The following is a 21,688-nucleotide window of genomic DNA, read 5'->3' as shown; positions in this document are numbered from 1 at the left end:
CAACGATACCACCGCGAACCATCTTTTTACCTAGCGAGACAACCCATCGGGCTTCTCAGAGCAGCGCCCGCCACGATAACGAGCCGGCGGGACCCGCCCGTTAGCCCCACAATCTTTCCGCAGGACAGAAGGAGGCCCCGCCGCACGTAGTGTGCAGCGGGGCCTCCGACATGTCCGAGGACGATTGTGGGGCTAACGGGCAGGGGCCCGCCGAACCATGTTAGGCAGCCGGGCAGATCTTCTTGAAGAGCTCGATGACGTCGTCGAGCGTCGCCTCACGCGGGTTGCCCGGGAAGCAGGCATCGGCCATGGCGTCCTTGGCCAGGACCTCGATCTCGTCAGCCTTCATGGCCTCGCAGACGTGCGGGATGTTCACGTCAGCGGAGAGCTGCTTAACGGCGGCGATAGCGGCGTCGGCAGCCTCATCGGTGCTCATGCCCGTGGTGTCAACGCCCATGGCGACGGCGACCTTGGCCAGGCGCTCGGCGCAAACCGGCTTGTTGAACTCCATGGCAATCGGCAGCAGCATGGCGCAAGCGACGCCGTGCGGGGTGTCGTAGTGAGCGGACAGGGTGTGAGCCATGGCGTGATCGATGCCCAGGCCAACGTTAGAGAAGCCCATGCCGGCAACATACTGGCCAAGAGCCATGCCCTCGCGGCCGGAGCCGGGCTGGCCGGACTTGGCCTCGGCAACGGAGTCGCGCAGGTTCTCGCTGATCAGCTTGATGGCCTCAAAGTGGAACATGTCGGAGAGCTCCCAAGCGCCCTTGGTGGTGTAGCCCTCGATGGCGTGGGTCAGAGCGTCCATGCCGGTGGAAGCGGTCAGGCCGGCGGGCATGGAAGCCATCATGTCGGGGTCGACGACGGCGACCTCGGGGGCGTCGTTGGTGTCGACGCACACGAACTTGCGGACCTTCTCGGGGTCGGTGATGACGTAGTTGATGGTCACCTCAGCAGCAGTACCGGCGGTCGTCGGCACGGCGATGGTGAACACGGCGTGGTTCTTAGTGGGAGCAACGCCCTCGAGGCTGCGGACATCGGCGAACTCGGGGTTGTTGATGATGATGCCGATGGCCTTGGCAGTGTCCATAGAGGAGCCGCCACCGACGGTCACGATAGCATCAGCCTCGGCGGCCTTGAAGGCCTCGACGCCGTCCTTGACGTTCTGGATAGTGGGGTTGGGCTTGATCTCAGAGTAGAGGCTCCAAGCGATGCCGGCGGCATCGAGCTCATCGGTCACCTTAGCGGTAACGCCAAACTTGACCAGATCGGGGTCGGAGCAGACGAAGATCTTCTTGTAGCCGCGACGCTGGAGCTCGCCGGGGATCTCCTTGATGGCGCCGGAACCATGATAAGAAATGGTGTTGAGAACGAAACGATTAGCCATTGATAGCCTCCCATCGTGTGCGGGGCACCCATTACGCCCCACGCTATGGCTCCCATCCTAACGCTTTTGAAGCGAAAAACGCGTGAGAACGTCAGATTATTTAAAGCGTTTCAACAACTGGTATTGTCACCGCCTGACCACTAAACAAAAAGGGGCGGCCGAGATGACCGTCCCCTCCCCATTATTGATCAGTGTGGCAAGGGGTCAGCCCCTTGCCACACCCTGCCGCTATTTTTGGCAGGCCTCTTTCCAATCTTCGCAGGCGCGCTTCCAGCGAAAACGCAGGTCGCGCTCGCGGTCGATAAACATGATGGCAAACGCCACGAACAGCAGCACGCTCGCCACCGCAATAGCGTGCAGCCCCATGCGCTCAATACACCAATTGCCCAGCACAGCGCCAAACACAAAGGTAAAGATCACGCCAAAGTACAGCAGGCCGTTTTCCAAAAAGCCGCGCTTGTGGGTGATGATGTAGTCGTCCACGTTTTGCAGCGCGTTGCGCAGGTTACCGATGCACATGGTCGTGGCAATGCCGTGACCGTGGATCTTGCGGAAGCTCTCGACCTGCATACCGCAGGCAAACGAGATGAGGCAGTTGGCGAGCAAGTTGTAGCCGCCACCGGGGATAAAGCTCACGCCCAGCAAGATGACGGCTTCAAAGAACACCGTCACCTGGCGCCAGTGAATCACGCTGCCAAACCGTTCGTGTACCAGGTCGGCAAGCATAATGCCCACGGCAAACGACACCACAGGGAAGAAATAGCGCCCCGCGAGCGCCCAATTGCCCTCCGAGATGCTCACGCCCACCAGCAAGATGTTGCCCGTCTGCGCGTTGGCGAAAACATGGTCGCGCCCAATGTACGAATAAACGTCCATAAAGCCACCGGCGAGCGCCAAGATGATGCCCAGCTCAATAGACTCCGATATCTGTTTGGCACGCTGCATCGTCGTGCGCCCTCCTTGTTGACGACCCTCTCGTGCGTCGGCGGAAACATAGCCGCCGTTCATACTGTAACCCATTGACAACATGGCGCGCCCGCGAGACGGACTCCCCAACGCGCAGATACACCGTCTGGAAACAAACGGCGGGCGCGGCATCGACACCCGACACCTCGTGTACTCCACCAGTCTTTTTAGCCCCGTCCCAAAAAGACTGGTTACAATTACGTGCAGCATACAAACACCGGGAGGAATCGTGGCAAAAAAGCCCCAGGACGCTCAGCACAACCAGCACGGCAAGCATGCCCAACGCGGCCAGCAGCAAAAGCGTGGAAGCAAAGCCCAGGGCTCGCGCCCCGCGCATGCCCCGGCAGCGCCTGTCCGCCCCTGGCGCCCGGGCCGCGATAAGTTCCTCCCCGTCAGCCGCGCCGACATGGATGCGCGCGGCTGGGACCAGTGCGACTTTGTCTACATCTGCGGCGACGCCTACGTGGACCATCCCAGCTTTGGCATGGCCATCATCAGCCGCGTCCTCGACGCGCACGGCTACAAGGTGGGCATCATCTGCCAACCCGACTGGACCGACCCCGCCAGCATCACCGTGCTCGGCGAGCCGCGCCTGGGCTTTCTCGTCAGCGCCGGCAACATGGACTCCATGGTCAACCACTATTCGGTGACCAAGCACCGCCGCCACACCGACGCCTATACCCCCGGTGGCGAGGAGGGACACCGCCCCAACCGTGCCGTCACGGTCTACGGCAACCTCATCCGCCAGACATTCAAGGACGCCCCCATCATCATCGGCGGCATCGAGGCAAGCCTGCGTCGCTTGGCCCACTACGACTACTGGCAGGACAAGCTCAAGCGCTCGGTACTGCTCGACTCGGGCGCCGACATCCTCATCTACGGCATGGGCGAGCACGCGATTGTCGAGATTGCCGACGCGCTCGACGCGGGACTGCCCGTCGATCAGATCACCTATATCAACGGCACCGTCTACCGCACGGGTTCGCTCGACGAGGTCTACGACTACGACCTGCTGCCCAGTTGGGACGACCTTACCGCCGACAAGCTCAACTACGCGCGCAGCTTTAACGTGCAGCAGCAGAATATGGACCCCATCACCGGACATCGCCTGGTAGAGCCCTACCCCAACAGCGTCTATGTGGTGCAGAACCCGCCGTCGGCGACGCTCACCACCGACGAGATGGACGAGGTTGCCGAACTCCCCTACGCACGCGATTGGCATCCCGATTACGACGCGGCGGGCGGCGTGCCGGCCTTTGCCGAGATCAAGTTTTCCATTAGTTCCAACCGCGGCTGTTTTGGCGAGTGCTCGTTTTGCGCGCTCACCTTCCACCAGGGCCGCGTGCTGCAGATGCGCAGCCACGATTCGATCATGCGCGAGGCCGAGCTGCTCACGCGCGATCCCGAGTTTAAGGGCTATATCAACGACGTGGGCGGGCCGACGGCCAACTTTAGCCGTCCCGCCTGCGACAAGCAGCTCAAGCACGGCGTATGCAAGAACAAGCGATGCCTGTGGCCGAGCGTGTGCAAGAACATGGTGGTCGACGAGAGCGGCTACACGCAGCTGCTGCGCGACCTGCGCCAGCTGCCGGGCGTCAAGAAGGTCTTTGTCCGCAGCGGCATCCGCTTCGACTACACCATGGCCGATGCCTCGGACGAGTTTTTGCGCGAGCTGCTGGAGCACCACGTCTCGGGCCAGCTACGCGTAGCACCCGAGCACGTGAGCGACGCGGTGCTTTCCGTGATGGGCAAACCGAGCCGAGCCGTCTACGATGCATTCTGCCGTAAATTTGAACGCTTGAACCGCGAGTACGGACTCAAGCAGTACGTGGTGCCGTATCTGATCTCGAGCCACCCCGGATCGACGATGAAGGAAGCCGTGGACCTTGCCGAGGCCGTGCGAGACATGGGCTACATGCCCGAGCAGGTGCAGGACTTCTACCCCACGCCGTCCACCATGTCGACGTGCATGTACTACACCGGCGTGGACCCGCGCACCATGGAGCCGATCTATGTGGCGCGCGACCCGCACGAGAAGGCCATGCAGCGCGCGCTCATCCAGTATCGCAAGCCCGAGAACTACAAGCTCGTGCGCGAGGCGCTAGAGAAAGCCGGGCGTCGCGATTTGATCGGCTACACCAAGCATTGCCTGATCCGCCCCGTGCCGCCACGCCCGGGCGAGACATCTGCCGGCGGCGGACATGGCACCGGCAAGAAGGGCGGCAAGGGCCACGGTGGCGCTGGCGGCGCTGGAGCCAAGGGGCCCAAGGGCGGCAAGGGCCACGGCGGCATGTCGCGCGCGCAGAACACCGCCGGACGCAACCGCGCAGCTCAGGGGCGTCAGGGTGCCAACGGAGGCGGTCGCCGCAACTAAGGCAGCAATGCGCTCGCTGCGTCCATCCCACACGCGTGGCGCAACGAGCGCATTGCCTCAACGAGGATGACGCCGGCGATAGCGACCGTGACCACCACGTCGACCGGCGTGTTCACAAACCACAGCATGCCCATGAGATACGACCCGGCATTAAAGGCAAAGTGCAGCAGGATCGTGTAGCGGAGCTTTCCGGTCGTTACGAGCACCCAACCAAAGATGAGGCCGGCGGCACCCGCGTAGCAACCCTGCACCCAATTCATGTGCATAAAACCGAAGATTGCCGCCTGCAGCATAATCGCCGCGGCGACACCCCACGTGCTTGGGGCCGCCCAGGGCACTATGGCGCCGTCTTGCGCACTCGCACGACGCCGGCGCTTCCAGAGCGGACGGCACTGGGGATTAAACGCACGCAGCGAAAACTCAAAGATGACACCGCGCACCAGGAGCTCTTCGCAAAACGGCGCGCCGAGCACCGTGGTCAGGACGGCAAGAGGACTGGTATCGCCCATGCCCGTGTCCTCGACAAGCTCGCTGTAGTCGGCCGCGGCATCGGGCAACAGCGACAGCACGGCGTCGGTCACGTAGCTAACGACCACCTGCAGGGCAAGACCGATCACGATAACGCAGGCGATGCGTTTCCACGCCCCACGCGCTCCCCCGCCGAGCGGATGCTCGCTTTGCGAACGCGCCATAAACGAGCGCGGCCACAGATAACGCCACCACAGCAGCGCCATCAAAAACGACGCCGTCTGAGCGGCGGCCTGAAGCAATTGAATGTCGAGGTCATCGATCGAAAAACCCATGAACACCGATGCGACGCCAAGGGCGGAGAACAAAACGACGCTCAGGGCAATATCGACAGCGACGACGCCAAAACAGGCGAGCGCCCACGCTATCGCATTGAGCATGCCAGCCTCCTCAAAACCCGGTACTTGGGAACGTTCCTTAACTGCCGGCAGAAAATGAACGTCCCCAAGTACCGGCAGTTTGGGACAGTCATTGTTGATGAGAATCGGGTGCAGTGCCAAAGGCCCCGTTGGGCGAGATGTCGAACGGGAAGGTGCCACAGCGATTGAACGCGGCGATAAACATGCGGATGGCATTGGACGGCGTGGTGCCCACGAGCTGGGTTGCCGCCGCGAAGGCCGCCTTTTCCTCGGGCAAGACCTTCGCGACAACCGGGGTCATGTGTTCTGCCATGGCGCTTCCTTTTTGAAACAACGGTAGTGCGGATAGATGCGGGCCACGCGGCTGGGCGACGGGCTGTGAAGGCAACCCGATTGGCCCGCATCTGGAGTTTGTTTCTGCGGCGTTGGTATTACTTGGTATTCCTAAGTTATACCCGGCAGATAGAATACCACACCCGGTCCCATGGGGACGGAGAAAAGACGGATTATTTTGTTGCTGGGTTAGTATTTAGAGCGTGATGATGTCCGAGATATCGAGGGCCTAAGCGTCGGCGTATGGCGCGCCCAGGCTGGGTATCCGACGCATGGCGCCCTATTGTCTTGCATTATTTCGCTTATGCTATGCATAAAAAGACGGGGGCACCCCTTCTCGTCCCAACGTACCCCCGCTTGAACCGTGCAAAAACCGGAGTTTTCAGCATCGCGGCCCCCGCAGGCGGTGCCGCAAATCGTGGACGCCGCGCGATTGGCGTCGTTTTGGGGCACGGCGCGACGCGAAACGCGCGTTATCGCCGCGCCGGACGCCGTCAGCCAACCCAAATCGCCTGCCGAAGGATCCCGCTGGCTCAAAAAGACGATTCCGGCGCGTATGCAGTCACCCCGGCTTGCTGAAAACTCCCAAAAATGCACGGCGCGCCCCGGGGGACCCGTGCGCGCCACGAAAAACACGCCCGCATCCAAAAGAATGCGAGCGCGAAAGCCGGATGGCGGCAAGGGCGCCAGGCAGCGGGCGAAATCCCCGGCGTGTCCGCCCGGGCACCGCAGCCGCCGCGCGTCAGCAGAAAACCTCATGCCCTGCGTTGATGTCAGAGAGCCCATCCCCCGTATCAATCCTTTGCGCAAAACGGAAATGCCTCGTCCGCGCAAGCACGCGGACGAGGCATTAATCATGTTTTGCGGTCAGCGACTCTTTTGCGCCAGCGTCTTCTGCCTTTAGCTAAGCTCGGGCCAGTAACCCTTGTTGGCCTCGATCATGTCGTCGAGAACCTCCTTGGCGACCTTCATCGACGGCACGGTCTTGTTCAGCGTAAAGGCCTTGAGCGCCTTCTCGTACGAACCCTCGATCGTAGCCTCGACCAGGAGCTTCTCGGAGTTCAGCTGCTGCATCATGAGGCCCTGCTGGAACAGCGGAATGTTGTCGCGGCTGATGACTTCGGGGCCGTTCTTGCCAATGTAGGCAGGCAGCTCGACCATGGCGTCGTAGGGCATGTTGGGGATAGCGCCCTTGTTCTCGCAAATGACCAGGAAGCGCTGCTTGGTGTCGTTCTTCAGAGCGATAGCCAGGTCGGCAATCCAGTCGCCGTGGCTGCCCGCATAGAACGTGCTCTCGTCGATCTCGCCCGTCTTCTCGTAGTGATCGATACCATCAAAAAGGTTCTTCTCGCGCGTCTCCTCGACCTCATTCGCACGGGTGCGCTCGGGGTTGGAGTGCTCGACGAACTCCTTCTGCTGCAGGTAGTAGTTCAGATACGTGTTGGGCAGATACTCCGGGAAGCACTCCATGATCTCGTACACGCCCTTCCAGACGTAGTACCAGCTGCCCTTGGTGTGACGGTTCTGCTCGGGATGCTCGTCGGTGGCCTCCTCGGGCTTCTTGGACATCAGCGAGCTCATGCCCTTGAGGTACGAATCGGCCAGCAGAATCTCATGCTCCTTGATGTACTCGCGCAGCTGCGGGAGCACCTCCTCGCCCTTGTGGCGGATCGAGGTGAACCAACCAAAGTGGTTGAGGCCAAAGTAATCGTACTCGACATCCTTCTTGTCGATATCGAGCGCAGCGCAAACCACGTCGATAATCGCGATCGGCATGTCGCAGATGTTGATGATGCGAGCATTGGGACGCAGAACGCGGCAGGCCTCGGAGACGATGGCGGCAGGGTTAGAGTAGTTGAGAATCCAGTAGTCCTTCTTGGCGTACTTCTCAACGTCATCGATCAGCTCGACCATGGGGAAGATGGTACGCATGCCATAGGCAAGGCCGCCGCAACCGCAAGTCTCCTGACCCACGCAGCCGTGACGCAGCGGAATCTTCTCGTCCTGCTCGCGCATGGCATAGCCGCCCACGCGCATCTGGGCAAACACGAAGCTCGCGTCGGTAAAAGCCGTCTTTTTGTCGGTGGTCACCGTGAGCTTGATGTCCAGGCCGAGGTCCTCGTGCAAAATCCAGTCCACGAGCACGCCGATCTTGCGCTGGCGCTCCTCGTTGATGTCGTACAGACGAATCTCGTCAACATCGAGCTCGTCCTTGCGCAGGGCGATGGACTTGACGATGCCGGGGGTAAAGGTGGATCCGCCACCACACAGAGTAATGATCATTGTTTACTGCTCCTTCTCAATTGTGTTTTCGACCTTGTCGCGCATCTCGGCGACCTTCATGCCAAAGATGATCTGGATATTGTTGCCGTTGCGGTTGATGCCACTGTTGGGCACGTGGTTGATGAGGTCCTCATCGATGAGGTCCGGGTTCTTAACGTTCACGCGGAGACGCGTAAAGCAGTTCTCGAGCTCCTCGATGTTGTCCTTGCCGCCAAGACCTGCGACCAGGTCGGCAATGCCTGCATCGACGCCCTCTGCGGGAGCCGCGGCAACAGCGCCCTGCTTCACCGCAACAGATGCGGCGGCCTCGCCCTCGGCAACGGACTCGGCGAGCTCGGACTCCTCCTCGCGACCGGGAGTGTGGAGGTTGAGCTTCTTGATAAGGAGGGTGAAGAGGAAGAAGTACAGAGCGGCGTTGACGACTCCAAGCACCAGCATAACCGGCCAGTTGGTCTTGTCGACACCCAGGACCAGGTTGGAAACCACGACGTTGATGATGCCGCCTGCAGTCGAAGCGGGCACGGAGAGGACCTTGAGCAGGACCAGGAAGATGCCGGAAAGAACCGAGTGAACGACAAAGAGCACGGGAGCGGCAAAGACAAAGAGGAAGTCCATGGGCTCGGTCACGCAGGAGAGCACGACGGTGATGATCAGCGGGATGATAACAGCCTTGGTCTTGTCCTTGTTCCCCTTGTAAGCAGTGAAGATAAAGGCGAGACCGATACCGATGTAGGGCCACAGGTTGTTGAAGGCATAGCTGTTGAAGTAGGTGCTATCGGAGAAGGGCTGGCCCGTCATTGCCATCTCGGCGACACGGATGGGATAGGCGCCGGCGATAACCTGATCGCCCAGCGTCAGGGTGCCACCCACATCGGAGAACTGGAACGGGATGGAGATGAGGTGGTGCAGACCGGTGGGAACGAGCAGCTTGTTGAGCATGCCGTAGATAAACAGACCGATGTTGCCCGAATCCTTAATGATGCCGGCAACGGAGGAGATAGCACCCTGAACCGGAGGCCAAACGATGCAAAAGCCAGCGCCCATAAACCAGGAGATGATGATCATGATCAGGAACGGAAAGCGAACGCCCGAGAACATCGACAGGGCAATGGGGAACTGCTTGTTCGAGTACTTGTTGAATACGGCACCGGTGATGCAACCAAGAATGATGCCGCCAAACACGCCGGTATCGAGCACTTGGATGCCCATAACGGTGCTCTGGCCAGTTCCGGTAAGGCCGAGCATGCCGCTCGCCTCGGCAAGAGAGCCGGTGGCGTTGAGCACGATGTTGTTAGCCTGCAGGAACAGGAAGAACGACATCAGGGCGATCAGCGAAGCATGGCCCTTGTTCTTCTTTGCCATGGCGCCGGCGATGCCCACGCAGAACAGAATCGAGAGGTTGTTGATGATAAACATCAGCGACTGATAGACAACGGCGCCCACGAGCTGGAACGGACCGAAGCCCAGCACAGGGACCATGGCGCAGATGGTCTTGTTGGTCAGAATAATGCCCACGACGAGCAGAATGCCGGCAACCGAGAGATACATCATCGGCTGGACGATTGACTTCGCGAACACCTCCAACGGCGCTTTGAAATTGAACTTCTTTTTTGCGGTCATAGCGGTACTCCCCTTCCTTTTCCGCAAATTAAGACAGATGTGCCCTGGACAAGACCGTGAGCCTTGCCTTATATCAATCGATGTGTGGGCACGTTATGCCTAGAGACCAGGTTCTCCAAGCAGGTTAACAATGTGATACGCGAGATAACTCTTCTCGGCATTGGTAACGACAACGTTATAGGTAGACGACAAGTGGGCGGCTATGGCGTCCGCGCACGAGAATGCGCACGGATATGCCGTTTCATCGATTCGGAACAGCGCGTCGCCGTTGATTTGCCCTGCCGCGGGATCGAGCGCTCGCTGTGCGAAAAACTGCAGGTGACGAACGAAACGTTCATAAGGCAGCGAGGTGTCATCGAGGGTCGTAGCATAGCGCTTGGAAACAATCGCGAGCACGTCACGAACAAGCTGGACCGAAACAATCAAACGATCGGAGCGTTGCGGCATGGTGGCGTTGACGATGTGCAGCGTAATGAAACCCTGCTCTTCTTCGCTCATCTGGATGCCCATATACTCCTTGACAATCTGCAACGCACGGCCCGCAAGCGCATACTCCTTGCGATAGAACTGCTGGATCTCGAGCAGCAACGGATTCTCACAGGAGACGCCCTTGCGCTCGCGCTCCAAAGCAAGGCTGATATGGTCTGCGAGAGCAATGAGAATCTTGTCGTTGATATCAACATTGAGCTCTCGACGGAGCATCTGAACAATGTCCTCGGCAATCACGAGGTTGACGGTGGGGATGGACTCCAAAAGATGCGCCAAGCGGTCAATCGTACGCGAATCCTGAGAAGTTCCCTCCTGCAACGCGTAGGTCTTTTCGATCGACGCCTCATCGATGGCATCGCCGGCATGACGGCCAAAGCAGAGGCCTCGACCGATGACGATGAGCTCGGAGCCATCGTCCGAAGTGACCATTGCGACGTTGTTGTTAAAAACTCGCTTGATAACCACGGTACCCACCACAAGAACTTACTCAGAAAGCCAGACGACAGACTCTTTAACAACAACAGGGCCGGAAGCATGCTCACGAAGAGTCGAGTTCTCTGAGCGCTCGCACACGATAACGAAGACCGTGGGATCGAAGCCGGCGGCGCGGACCGCGTCGAAATCGACCTCGACGAGGGGCTGGCCCGCGTCGACATGGTCACCCTGGGCAACAAGCGCATGGAAGCCCTTGCCTTCAAGCTTAACAGTATCGATTCCGATATGCAGCATCACCTGAGCAGAGCTGTCGTCGGACATGATGCCCAGCGCGTGCTCAGTCGGAAACAGCGCCGCGACGGTGCCTGAAACAGGAGCGCACACCGTTCCCTCTTGGGGAACCACGGCAACGCCATCGCCCACCGCACGGCTGCTAAAAGCGGGGTCATTGGTATTTTCTAGATGAACAAGCTCGCCGGAAACGGGAGCGAGGATTTCGAACTCGGAAGCTGCAGTCTTCTGCTCATCCGAACCGCCCATTAGGCGAGAAAAGAAACCCACGGTAGCATGTCCCTTCATAAATATAGCCCAACCAAAATCAAGCGAATGCATCCATAGAGACACACCCGTTCAAAGACTTTGGTTAGGCCCACGTCCGAGGGACTCGGTAACCTTCCGCATTTCTTTTACGGAAGCTATTGTAGACAAGCCCAAAGCCGGAACAACCATTATGACCGATGAACGGTATTTTTTCTTCGATAAACGGTATTTAGGCGACACTTGGGGACACTCCTTGTTTGGTGCCTTGGGGACAGGTTACTTTGCACCAATCATGAGTTGCGGTGAAATAGGGACTGAAAAGCCGCTCAAAAGGCCAAAACAGTCCGTACTCCACCGCAACTTCAAGACGTTGGTGCATATGAACCCGTCCCCTTGCACCAAAAAGGGCCCCGAGCATAGTCTGCTCGAGGCCCAAACTCGTGTCGCCTTACCGCGCGACGCGTATGTTACTTGCGCTTGCCGCCGCCGTCGCCGGGACGACGGGAGCTGCCGCCGCGCTTGCCGCCACGATTGTTACCATAGCTGCCACGGTTATCGCGACCGCCGGCACGGCCACCACGGGAGCCGGCCTGGTTGCCGCCGCGACCGCCACGGTGGCCGCCGCGACGCTCTTCGCGGGTATCGTCGTAGTTGCGCCAGTCATCGCGACGATCTCGACTGGCACGCGGATCGCGACGATCGCGCGACTCGCCAGAACGGCCGGCGCCACTGCGGCCGCCATTGCCGCGAGCATCCTCGCGACGCTCACCGCCGCGGCCACCGCGCTCTTCAAAGCGCTTGCCGCCACGGGACTCACCGCCGCGGCCGCCGCGCTCGTCATCGCGACCGGAACGACGACGGTCGCCCGCGCCGCGCTTGCCGCCGCGCGAGCCACGGCCCTCGTCCTCGCGCTCAACACGGCGACGACCGCCGCGATCCTCGTCCTCGCGGCGACGGCGGTGCGCCTCGCCCTGGAACTGCTTGGCACGGCGCTCGGCACGGTTGCCGCGCGGGGCCGGCTCGACGGCACCAGCACCGCCGCGCTCCTCGGCAGCCACCTCGCGGGCCACGCTCTCCACGGCCTCGTCCACGCGAGCCTGAACGCCCTCGCGCACGCGGGTCTTGCCGCCGCGCTTGGGACGGCTCGGGCGCTCGCTGTCGCCGCGACGCTCATCGCGACCGCGGTTGGAACGACCGGCCACATCGCCGTAATCGTCGCCGTTGCGTTTGCCGTCGCGACGCGCCTGTTCAAGCTTCTTCTTGCTCTTGGACTTGCCGCGCTTGGTCTTCTTCTTCACCTTAAAGGCCGCAGGGTCGCGCTCGGGGTCAACCGCGGGCGGATTGGGGCCCACGTGCAGGTCGCCGGCCTCGTAGATGTCGGCCGTCTTGTCCATGAGCTTCTCGATCTCGTAGAACTCATCCACGTCCTGCTCGGTCACAAACGTGATGGCCCAGCCCAGCTCGCCGGCGCGGCCCGTACGGCCAATACGGTGGATGTAGTCGGTCGGCTCGGCCGGCACGTCAAAGTTCACGACGTAGCGCACATCGCTGATGTCGATGCCGCGGGCGAGCACGTCGGTTGCCACCAGCACGTCGACGGTACCGTCGCGGAAGGCCGAAAGTGCGCGCTCGCGCTGGGCCTGGCTGCGGTTGCCATGAATCGCGGCAGCCTTGATGCCCTTGCGCTCCAGACGACGGCAGCAGCTGTCGGCACGGTGCTTGGTGCGCATAAAGACGATGGTGCGCTCCGGGCCTTCCTTTTTGAGGAACTCGGGCAGCAGGTTGTTCTTGGCCTCGATGGACACCGGGAACACAAACTGGTCGACGGTGTCGGCGGTCGATGTGGCGGGCGCGATCTCCACGCGGGCCGGGTGGCTCACCAGGTCGGTGATCTCGCCCACGGCCTCCTCGTCGAGGGTCGCCGAGAACAGCAGCGTCTGGCGCTCGGCCGGCGTCTCGCGCACAATACGGCGAACGGCGGGCAAAAAGCCCATGTCGAGCATGCGGTCGGCTTCGTCGAGCACCAGCACCTTGACCTCGTCCAGGTGGCAGGCACCCTGCTCGATCAGATCGACCAGACGGCCCGGCGTTGCGACCAGGATGTCGCAGCCGTACTTGAGGGCAGCGGTCTGCGGCTTGTAGCTCACGCCGCCCACAACGGTCACGGCAACATGGCCGGTGACGTCGGCGATCTTGCTCGCGACCTCGTCGATTTGCTGGGCGAGCTCGCGCGTAGGGGTGATGACGAGCATCACGGGGCCGCGGCCGTTGCCCTCGGGCTTTTTAGCACCGCGACGACGGTTACGGCCGCCGCGCTCGCGCACAGGTTTGGGAGGAGCGATGTGCTCCAGATTGTTCATGGTCGGCAGCAAAAAGGCGGCCGTCTTGCCGGTGCCGGTCTGAGCGGCGGCAAGCAGGTCGCGGCCCTCGAGCACCACGGGGATCGAGCCGGCCTGCACGGGCGTCGGCGCCGTGTAACCCAGGTTCTCGATGGCACGAAGTATCTCGTCCGAAAGACCCAGCTCGTCAAAGGCGGGCAGGTTCTCGGTAGCGGACTCGACGGTCTCGGCGGCGCTGGCCTCGTCGGCCGCATCGAAGGCAGCCTGGGCCATGGCCTCGCGGGTCTCGTCCAGGATCTCGGCGTCGGTGACGTCGGATACAGAATTACGCATATGTTGTTGTTCCTTATCTGCACGCGCAAGGGGCACGGCATGCGGCCGCGCGGGCGTGCTTGGTAGTGCGCTAGTACATACAAAAACGGGTGCGCACAGAGAGGACGTTGCTCAGCACGCTGGCGATCGCTTTGGCAGCCATATCACGCGCCGTCCAGACGCAGCAGCTCTAAGCGATGAAGCAGATTCGCCGCCGGTTAGTATACCCGTACTCCGTATGCCCCCACGTAAACCACAGATGACAGGGCGGGAGGGGCGGGTCTGGGCCAATTGTCTCAATCTGTAACAGTTACGAGGCAAAACCGGGTCTACACGTTACGAATCGAGACAAACCAAAACCTCGCAAAACAACATCTCGATCTGTAACAGATAGAGGTCATTTTCCCTGCCAGATGTTACAGATCGAGATGTTAAGCAACCTCCGAATTGTTTGTCTCAATCTGTAACAGTTACTCGGCAAAATCAGGCCTAGATGTTACAGATTGAGACGAAGGGCGAGGATGGTGCGCTAACTTGGCAGTCGACCCCCGTATCGGAATGTCATACATTTCAACTTTTGCCATACACCCCCAGGGGGTATGGGTGTATAGTATCGAGAGGTTAACAATTCCAACACCGAACCACAGAAAGGAGAGTCCATGGCTCAAGATAAGTTCGACGTAGGCGGCATGACATGCGCCGCCTGCCAGGCGCACGTGGACCGTGCCGTGAGCAAGCTCGACGGCGTCCAAAGCGTCGCGGTCAACCTACTCGCCGGTTCCATGATGGTCGACTACGACCCCGCGCAGGTCTCCCCCGACGATATCTGCACCGCCGTCGACCGCGCGGGCTACTCGGCCTCACCCGTCAGCACGGGCACCGGTGCCGCCGGCTCAAACGGCAGCGCACAAGCCAGGTCTGGCGCCGCCCATATGGAGTCGCCCACCAAAAAGCTGGAGGCCGCCGCCTCTGCCATGCACACCCGCCTCATCGTCTCGATCGTCTTCCTCATCCCACTGTTCTACATAGGCATGGGACACATGCTCGGCTGGCCGCTGCCCGGCATCTTCACCGACCATATCCACAGCATGACGCTCGCCCTCACCGAGCTTGTCCTGCTCATCCCCATCGTCTACGTCAACGACGCGTACTTTATCAACGGGTTTAAATCGCTCGCGCACGGCGCACCCACCATGGACGCCCTTATTGCCGTGGGCGCCACCGCTTCCATTGCCTGGTCGCTCTATGCCATGTTCATCATGGCCGACCAGCTGGCCACGGGGCAGGTGCACGAGGCCATGATGACAGGCATGGACAATCTGTATTTTGAGAGCGCGGGCACGATCCTGTCGCTCGTCACCGTGGGCAAATACCTCGAGACGCGCAGTAAGTCCAAAACCGGCGGCGCCATCGAGGCGCTCATCGATCTGGCGCCTAAAACCGCGACCGTCGTTGCCGACGATGGCAGCGAAACCACCGTCGACGTCGATAGCATCCTTCCCGGCCAGGTCCTGCGCGTGCACCCCGGCGAGTCAATCCCCGTCGATGGCGTGGTGCTCGAGGGTAGCTCGGCCGTGGACGAGAGTGCGCTCACCGGCGAGTCAATCCCCGTGGAAAAGACCGCCGGCGACACCGTCAACGCCGCCACCGTCAACCGCACCGGCTCGTTTACCTTCCGCGCCACGCGGGTTGGTGCCGAGACATCACTCGCCAAGATCATCCAGCTCGTCGAGGACGCCAACGCCACCAAGGCGCCCATCGCCCGCATGGCCGACAAGGTCGCCGGCGTGTTCGTGCCCGTGGTGTTCGTGATCTCGGCCGTGACCTTTGCGGTGTGGATGGCACTGACCGGCAGCATAAACGAGGCACTCACCTCCGCCGTGGCCGTGCTGGTGATCAGTTGTCCCTGCGCGCTCGGCCTAGCCACGCCCGTCGCCATTATGGTAGGCACCGGCAAGGGCGCCGAGATGGGCATTCTGTTTAAGAGCGCCGAGGCGCTGGAGAGCCTGCGCAGCGTGGGTACCGTGGTGCTCGATAAGACGGGTACGGTCACCCGCGGCAAACCTGCCGTGACCGATATCGTGGTAGCCACGCGCGCCGATGGCTCGCCCGCCATGAGTGAAAAGGCGTTACTGAAGCTCGCTGCCGCGCTGGAGCGTTCGAGCGAGCATCCGCTGGCCGAGGCGATTATGACCGAGTGCGAGGCGCGCGGAATCGTGGCGCGCATGGTCGAGGACTTTGCCGCCGTGCCTGGACGAGGCGTTACGGCGCGCGAGGGGCAGAATATCATCGCAGCCGGCAACGTGCGTCTGATGAACGAGCTGGGCGCGGAGGTGCCCGCCGGTCTTGCCGAGCGATTTGCCGCCGAGGGCAAGACACCGTTGTTCTTTGCCAAGAACGGCGAGCTTGTCGGCACCATTGCCGTGGCTGACGAGGTCAAGGAGACGAGCGCTGAGGCCATCGCTGCGATGCGTTCGCTCGGCGTCGACGTGCACATGCTCACCGGCGACAACCGTGTGACGGCCGAAGCAATCGCCCGCCGCGTAGGACTGAGCAGCAAGCAGGTCATTGCCGACGTGCTTCCCGCCGACAAGGAACGCCACGTGCGCGAACTGCAGGATGCGGGCGGCAAGGTCGCCATGGTGGGCGACGGCATCAACGACTCCCCTGCCCTGGCGCGCGCCGACGTGGGCCTTGCTATCGGCACCGGAGCCGACATCGCCAAGGAAGGGGCAGATGTGGTGCTCATGCGCAGCGATCTCATGGACGTCGCCCGCGCCATCGAGCTTTCGCGCGCCACGATTCGCAACATCAAGCAAGACCTGTTCTGGGCGCTGTTCTACAACGGCATCGGCATTCCGCTCGCTGCGGGCGTGTTCTTCCCCCTCACCGGCTGGCAGCTCTCGCCGATGTTTGGCGCCGCAGCCATGAGCCTGTCGAGCGTTTGCGTCGTAAGCAACGCGCTGCGCCTGAAATCCTTTAAGCCTAAAGTGGCAAAATAGGCTCACCATTACGTCCACTTAGAACGGGTTTTCCAGGTGCCCGAGATTGACCTGAAAGAGGAGCGACGCGTACTTTGGTACGCGAGCGACGGCTTGAAGGTCAAGGTCGGGTGCCTGGGAAAGCCGACATAACAGAGAGGAATACCCATGCGTTACACAATTAAGACTTCCGGCCTTATGTGTGGCCACTGCGACGCTACTGTCGAGACGGCACTGCTCAACGTTGCCGGCGTGACCGACGCCGATGCCGATCACGAGACTCAGACGGTACAGGTGGAGTGCGCCGACACCGTGGCCGCCGAGCAGCTCGCTGCCGCCGTCGAGAGCGCCGGCGAGAAGTTCCACGCCCTGTCCGTGACCGCAGCCTAGCTGCTATCAAAAGCATTCGACCCCATCGACCAGAAACGAGGACCGCCATGATGGCAGACCACAAATCGGTGAACCGTATGCTCAAGACGGCGCGCGGCCAGATCGACGGCATCCTGCGGATGGTCGAGGAGGACCGCTACTGCGTCGATATCTCCACGCAGCTCATGGCCACACAGGCACTCCTCGCGCGCATTAACGCCGACGTGCTCAAGGCGCATATCGAGGGCTGCGTGACTTCGGCAATCGAATCGGGCGACGAAGACCTCAAAGCCGCGAAGCTCGCCGAGATCGAACGCGTCGTCGACAAGCTCTCTAAGTAATCGGCGCATTGAGGACAAACCACTTTGCACCGTCTTGATGTTCCGAGGACAGGTATGTTTGCACCACATTGGTGCAGATTAACCTGTCCCCCTTGCTCTAAATCGGGTATAAAGGCGTGCGGCATATCGAACGAAAGGCAATTTGCATGAATGACTTTATGAAGGGCCGCAATGGCGCCGACGAGCTCACCATCGTGATGGGTTTTGCGGGCATCGTCATCGCGATGATCGGATCGATGGCCCGCATCCAGTGGCTCAGTTGGATCGCCATCGCCGTCATCGTGATCGGCGTGCTGCGCGGCCTGTCCAAAAACATCGACGCACGTCGCAAGGAGAACGAGGCCTTTGTCGCCGGCTCGGCTAAGGTCCCCGGCTTGGGCAAGTTTGTCGCCAGCTTGGGTGGCGGCGCTGCAGCGGCCAGCACCTCACGCGCGGCCGGCACCAGTAAGGAAGACTTTGAGCGTGCCAAGCGCACGGCCAAGAAGATGTGGAAAGGTCGCAAGACCACGGCATACCTCAAGTGCCCCAACTGCGGCCAGATGCTCTCCGTCCCCAAGGGCAAAGGCAAAATCCGCGTCACCTGCCCCAAGTGCCATGCCAAGATGGAGACGCGCTCGTAGCCGCCATACCGCAGGACAAAATAAAAGCCGAGGCCTCGCACCGGGACCTCGGCTTTTTTGAATGCGACAAAGGGCCCGCCCCCGTCACACCTACGCCACGCCGTCGCGAGCAAGCTCCTCGGCAAGCGCCTCGGCTGGCATGGCCATAATCGTGTCGAGCTCAGCGTCCACCTCGGGAATACGCTTCACCTTGAGTTTGCGCGCCAGATCGCCACGACACATCACGTGCATCGGCTCGCGCAGAGCACACAGGTCATCGAGCGGGTTCTCGCGCGTCACCAGGATATCGGCAGCCTTGCCGCACTCGATCGCACCGGTCTCGCCGCCCAGCCCCAGCAGCTCAGCATTGACCTGCGTAGCCGTATGCAGCGCAAACGCATTGCTCACGCCCACGTACTTGGCAAAATAGGCCACCTCGCGCCACATGTCGTACTGGGTCACGAACGGGCAGCTCGAATCCGTACCCAAACCTACCTTGATACCGGCTTCCAGCGCCGCACGAGCGCTCTCGATAATGCCCGAGCACACGATATCGCCGTTCTTCTTTTGCGTTTCGGTCGAATGAGTCTTCTCCGGATCGAGCAGCACAAACGGCAGTGCGGGGCTGATCGTGCAGGTCACACTCGGCGCACGCCCCTCGAGCTGAGTTCCCGCGGCGCCGAGGTACAGCTCCAGGATCTCGGGCGTCAACGGAGCGCCGTGCTCGATCGTATCGACGCCGGCCTCGAGCGCGGCGCGTACGCCCTCGGTGCTCTCGACATGAGCCATAACCGGAAGGCCCATATCGTGCGCTGCCTTGCACGCCGCCGCGGCAACCTCCACCGGCATACGCAGCACGCCCGGCTCGCCTACCTCGGTCGCATCGAACACACCGCCCGTTACGAACAGTTTAATGACGTCGGCACCGCGCGCATACAGGTCGCGCACCTGTTCGGCCGCCTCGGAGGGACTGTTGGCCACCTGGGCGAACAAGCCCGCGCCGTGGCCACCCGGCACCGTGACGCCCGTTCCCGGCGCCACCAAACGCGGACCCTGATACTTGCCGGCGTCGATAGCATCGCGCACGGCCAGATCGGCAAACAGCGGGTCGCCCGCGCCGCGCACCGTGGTCACGCCGCTTGCCAGCTGCTGTTGGGCGCTGCCCTTAAGAATATGGCGCACGATAGCGCGCCCCACGGGATTATCGAGCTTCTTCATCAGCGCGCCCGCATCGCCCGCCGAAACCGGCTTGCCCGAGCCGCACAGATGCACATGCATATTGATGAGGCCCGGCATGAGATACGCCCCGGCCAGGTCGAGGACCTCGGCACCTGCAGGCGCCTGCGCAACAGCGCTCGGCCCCATCCACGTGATGACACCGCGCTCAACGGCCACGGCCATGTCGGGCTGCGGCTCCATATGCTCCGAACCATCCAGGACGGTCGCATTGATAAACAACGTGGAACGATCGGCAGACGCCATATCGAGCTCCTCCCTCACGATTAACTTGAACATTTGTCCATTATCACCTAATGCAGCAAACTAAAGTCGAACATATCGGTTAGCGGAGGGACGAGAGAGCTGTGAGGGCAAACGGAGACAGCACGGCAATGCTCCGGCCGTTCCAGCAAAACGTCTTGATTTGTAACAGGTAGACCAGGTTTTAGCAGCCAGATGTTACAGATCAAGATCTTTCGGCACCGCGGCCAACCTTTGTCTCAATCTGTAACAGTTGGGTCGAATTTTGGCCGCTAGATGTTACAGATCGAGATCTTTCGGCACCGCGGCCAGCCTTTGTCTCAATCTGTAACAGTTGGGTCGAATTTTGGCCGTCAGATGTTACAGATCGAGATATTCTCCAGCCCTGTCGTCAAACATCTAAATCTGTAACATGTAGACAGGTTTTCGGCCTCTAGATGTTACAGATTTAGATCTTTTAGCGGCAGCCAACCTTCTGTCTCGATCTGTAACAGTTACGAGGCCAAACGGCCCCTTGTTGTTACAGATCGAGACAAAATCGACAGGAACAACCACATCCGCGTTAGTCGTATCCCTCAGCGCCCATACCACTGACGCTTCCATCCCTCAGCCAAATCGGCCCGCTGCGAAATACCCGCCAGCCTCATCTTTTCAGCCAGCTTCCCCGAGTTCTTGAGTTCATCAAACGTGAACCTCAGCACCTTGTGCCCGAGCATTGTCAGATGAGATTCCCGCTGACGCTCTGCTACGAACGGATCGACCGACTCCCGATCCCCACCATCCTGCAGGGTATACTTTCCTCTTCCGTCGAGCTCGCCAATCACGCACGTCCCGTCCTCGAGCCTCCAGAAATAATCGACCCGAAACACCTGTCTCGAATCGAGCGGATCGCGAAACTCCACCTGCAACTCTGGCACCGGAAAACCGTATGCAATAAAGAACGCTCGGAACCGAGACTCGCCACCATTTTCGGACAGCCCGTCCGCATGCGACGCAATCACCTGAGCTCTGCGATACCCGCGTCTGCCCTCGCAATCGGCCTGGAGCCGTTCGCAGAGGTCGTCGCGCGATATGCCCTTCGCCCGCAGCGCAGAATCGGCAATCGCCAGACCATATGAAAACGGCGCACGCAGCAGACAATCCTCCACCGTGCGCCAAAACGGCGTCACTCGCACGCCGTCGACGCACTCAAGCGCACCCGCCGCCTGCGGACGCAGCAGCCTATATCCCGTACTCAACGCCACCGAACAACCCGTCTTGACCAAGTAACGCGGCCCGAGCAGATCATTAGGCACCTCCAGACCCCATATCAGCGCGGCGTCATACCCCCAAAACGCCCAATCGGGATGAAACTCCGCAAGCCCCTTGATAGTCCGCCGAGCCCGCTCCGGCGGCGTCAACGCATCCCATTCATGCTGAAAACAGAATAGGTGCGATTCGGGCTCCGCAATATCGTCTGTGCCCACATGGCGCCGCAGCCACATGAGCTCGGCATTGTCGTGCGTCGCAAGCAGCACGCCTTGTTCAGCCGTCTCCGTGAGCCTGGCAAGCATCCTATTCCGCGCCAAGGTGCTACGTGCTGCATGTTTGTGTTTGAAAACGGTATTAGACACTTCCATCACCACCACGTCAGACAAATGGACCATCGTCACCGTTGCCTCCGCTGACAAATGTCTTGATCTGTAACAGGAAGACAGTCTTTGAGCCTCTAGTTGTTACAGATTTAGATTGTTCGGCACCGCGGCCAACCTTTGTCTCAATCTGTAACAGTTAGGTCGAATTTTGGCCTGTAGATGTTACAGATCGAGACATCCCCCCTGCCGGGTTCCAAACATCTCAGTCTGTAACAGTTAGACGTTCTCCAGACCCCTAAACGTTACAGATTTAGACAAACCAGCAACGCCCAAGCAGTCGTCTCGATCTGTAACAGGTAGACCGGTTTTTTGTCCCTAAA

16 protein-coding genes are annotated in these 21,688 nt (G+C 60.7%); 5 read left to right on the top strand and 11 right to left on the bottom strand.

The window, feature by feature from the left end:
• Window positions 1-220 precede the first annotated feature (220 nt).
• Window positions 221-1,387, bottom strand: coding sequence for a lactaldehyde reductase (gene fucO, locus ACTQVX_RS01705; protein ID WP_154515935.1), 1,167 nt, complete (start codon window positions 1,385-1,387; stop codon window positions 221-223).
• 228 nt (window positions 1,388-1,615) lie between these two features.
• Window positions 1,616-2,332 (bottom strand): YoaK family protein, encoded by a 717-nt coding sequence (locus ACTQVX_RS01700; RefSeq protein WP_154515938.1) that lies wholly within the window; start codon window positions 2,330-2,332, stop codon window positions 1,616-1,618.
• A 250-nt stretch (window positions 2,333-2,582) separates the two neighbouring features.
• On the opposite strand from ACTQVX_RS01700, the gene ACTQVX_RS01695 reads away from it, so the two are divergent.
• Window positions 2,583-4,727, top strand: coding sequence for a YgiQ family radical SAM protein (locus tag ACTQVX_RS01695; RefSeq protein ID WP_441560042.1), 2,145 nt, complete (start codon window positions 2,583-2,585; stop codon window positions 4,725-4,727).
• Here the strand turns inward: ACTQVX_RS01695 and ACTQVX_RS01690 are convergent.
• The 7 genes from ACTQVX_RS01690 to ACTQVX_RS01660 form a co-directional block, all read right to left on the bottom strand.
• Window positions 4,724-5,635: a CPBP family glutamic-type intramembrane protease gene (locus tag ACTQVX_RS01690; protein ID WP_441560040.1), complete on the bottom strand. Its 912-nt coding sequence runs from the start codon at window positions 5,633-5,635 to the stop codon at window positions 4,724-4,726. The genes ACTQVX_RS01695 and ACTQVX_RS01690 overlap by 4 nt on opposite strands.
• A gap of 88 nt (window positions 5,636-5,723) precedes the next feature.
• A complete protein-coding gene (locus tag ACTQVX_RS01685) occupies window positions 5,724-5,927 on the bottom strand; it encodes a type II toxin-antitoxin system RelB/DinJ family antitoxin (protein WP_117734431.1) in 204 nt (67 codons plus the stop codon).
• A gap of 920 nt (window positions 5,928-6,847) precedes the next feature.
• Window positions 6,848-8,230 carry a 6-phospho-alpha-glucosidase gene (locus tag ACTQVX_RS01680; RefSeq protein WP_427795718.1) on the bottom strand — a complete coding sequence of 461 codons (1,383 nt, stop codon included), beginning with the start codon at window positions 8,228-8,230 and terminating at the stop codon, window positions 6,848-6,850.
• A gap of 3 nt (window positions 8,231-8,233) precedes the next feature.
• A complete protein-coding gene (locus tag ACTQVX_RS01675) occupies window positions 8,234-9,850 on the bottom strand; it encodes a PTS transporter subunit EIIC (RefSeq protein WP_441032990.1) in 1,617 nt (538 codons plus the stop codon).
• A 99-nt stretch (window positions 9,851-9,949) separates the two neighbouring features.
• Entirely contained in the window at window positions 9,950-10,804 is an 855-nt protein-coding gene (locus ACTQVX_RS01670; protein ID WP_441032987.1) for a PRD domain-containing protein, read from the bottom strand.
• A gap of 18 nt (window positions 10,805-10,822) precedes the next feature.
• Complete coding sequence (locus ACTQVX_RS01665; protein ID WP_427795715.1) at window positions 10,823-11,335, bottom strand: PTS sugar transporter subunit IIA; 513 nt, start codon at window positions 11,333-11,335, stop codon at window positions 10,823-10,825.
• Between the two features lie 446 nt (window positions 11,336-11,781).
• Window positions 11,782-13,986 (bottom strand): DEAD/DEAH box helicase, encoded by a 2,205-nt coding sequence (locus ACTQVX_RS01660; protein ID WP_441560038.1) that lies wholly within the window; start codon window positions 13,984-13,986, stop codon window positions 11,782-11,784.
• Window positions 13,987-14,624: 638 nt separating this feature from the next.
• Between ACTQVX_RS01660 and ACTQVX_RS01655 the strand changes: the two genes are divergently transcribed.
• From ACTQVX_RS01655 to ACTQVX_RS01640, 4 genes are all read left to right on the top strand, one after another.
• Window positions 14,625-16,967: a heavy metal translocating P-type ATPase gene (locus ACTQVX_RS01655; RefSeq protein WP_441560036.1), complete on the top strand. Its 2,343-nt coding sequence runs from the start codon at window positions 14,625-14,627 to the stop codon at window positions 16,965-16,967.
• A gap of 147 nt (window positions 16,968-17,114) precedes the next feature.
• The gene (locus ACTQVX_RS01650; protein WP_154515953.1) at window positions 17,115-17,336 is read left to right on the top strand and encodes a heavy-metal-associated domain-containing protein; all 222 of its coding nucleotides are present in this window, start codon (window positions 17,115-17,117) and stop codon (window positions 17,334-17,336) included.
• A gap of 50 nt (window positions 17,337-17,386) precedes the next feature.
• Window positions 17,387-17,656, top strand: a complete 270-nt coding sequence (locus ACTQVX_RS01645) for a metal-sensing transcriptional repressor (protein ID WP_229778266.1) — start codon at window positions 17,387-17,389, stop codon at window positions 17,654-17,656.
• A 146-nt stretch (window positions 17,657-17,802) separates the two neighbouring features.
• Window positions 17,803-18,276 carry a hypothetical protein gene (locus tag ACTQVX_RS01640; protein ID WP_427747716.1) on the top strand — a complete coding sequence of 158 codons (474 nt, stop codon included), beginning with the start codon at window positions 17,803-17,805 and terminating at the stop codon, window positions 18,274-18,276.
• 90 nt (window positions 18,277-18,366) lie between these two features.
• Here ACTQVX_RS01640 and ACTQVX_RS01635 read toward each other — a convergent pair whose 3' ends face one another.
• Window positions 18,367-19,737: an amidohydrolase family protein gene (locus tag ACTQVX_RS01635; protein ID WP_441560034.1), complete on the bottom strand. Its 1,371-nt coding sequence runs from the start codon at window positions 19,735-19,737 to the stop codon at window positions 18,367-18,369.
• A gap of 572 nt (window positions 19,738-20,309) precedes the next feature.
• Window positions 20,310-21,386 (bottom strand): hypothetical protein, encoded by a 1,077-nt coding sequence (locus ACTQVX_RS01630; RefSeq protein ID WP_441560032.1) that lies wholly within the window; start codon window positions 21,384-21,386, stop codon window positions 20,310-20,312.
• Window positions 21,387-21,688: the final 302 nt, after the last annotated feature.

Source organism: Collinsella sp. LCP19S3_A6 (assembly GCF_052122015.1).
Taxonomy (GTDB): domain Bacteria; phylum Actinomycetota; class Coriobacteriia; order Coriobacteriales; family Coriobacteriaceae; genus Collinsella.
Note: the sequence above shows the minus strand (reverse complement) of the source record. Positions and strands in the feature narration are given on the sequence as shown.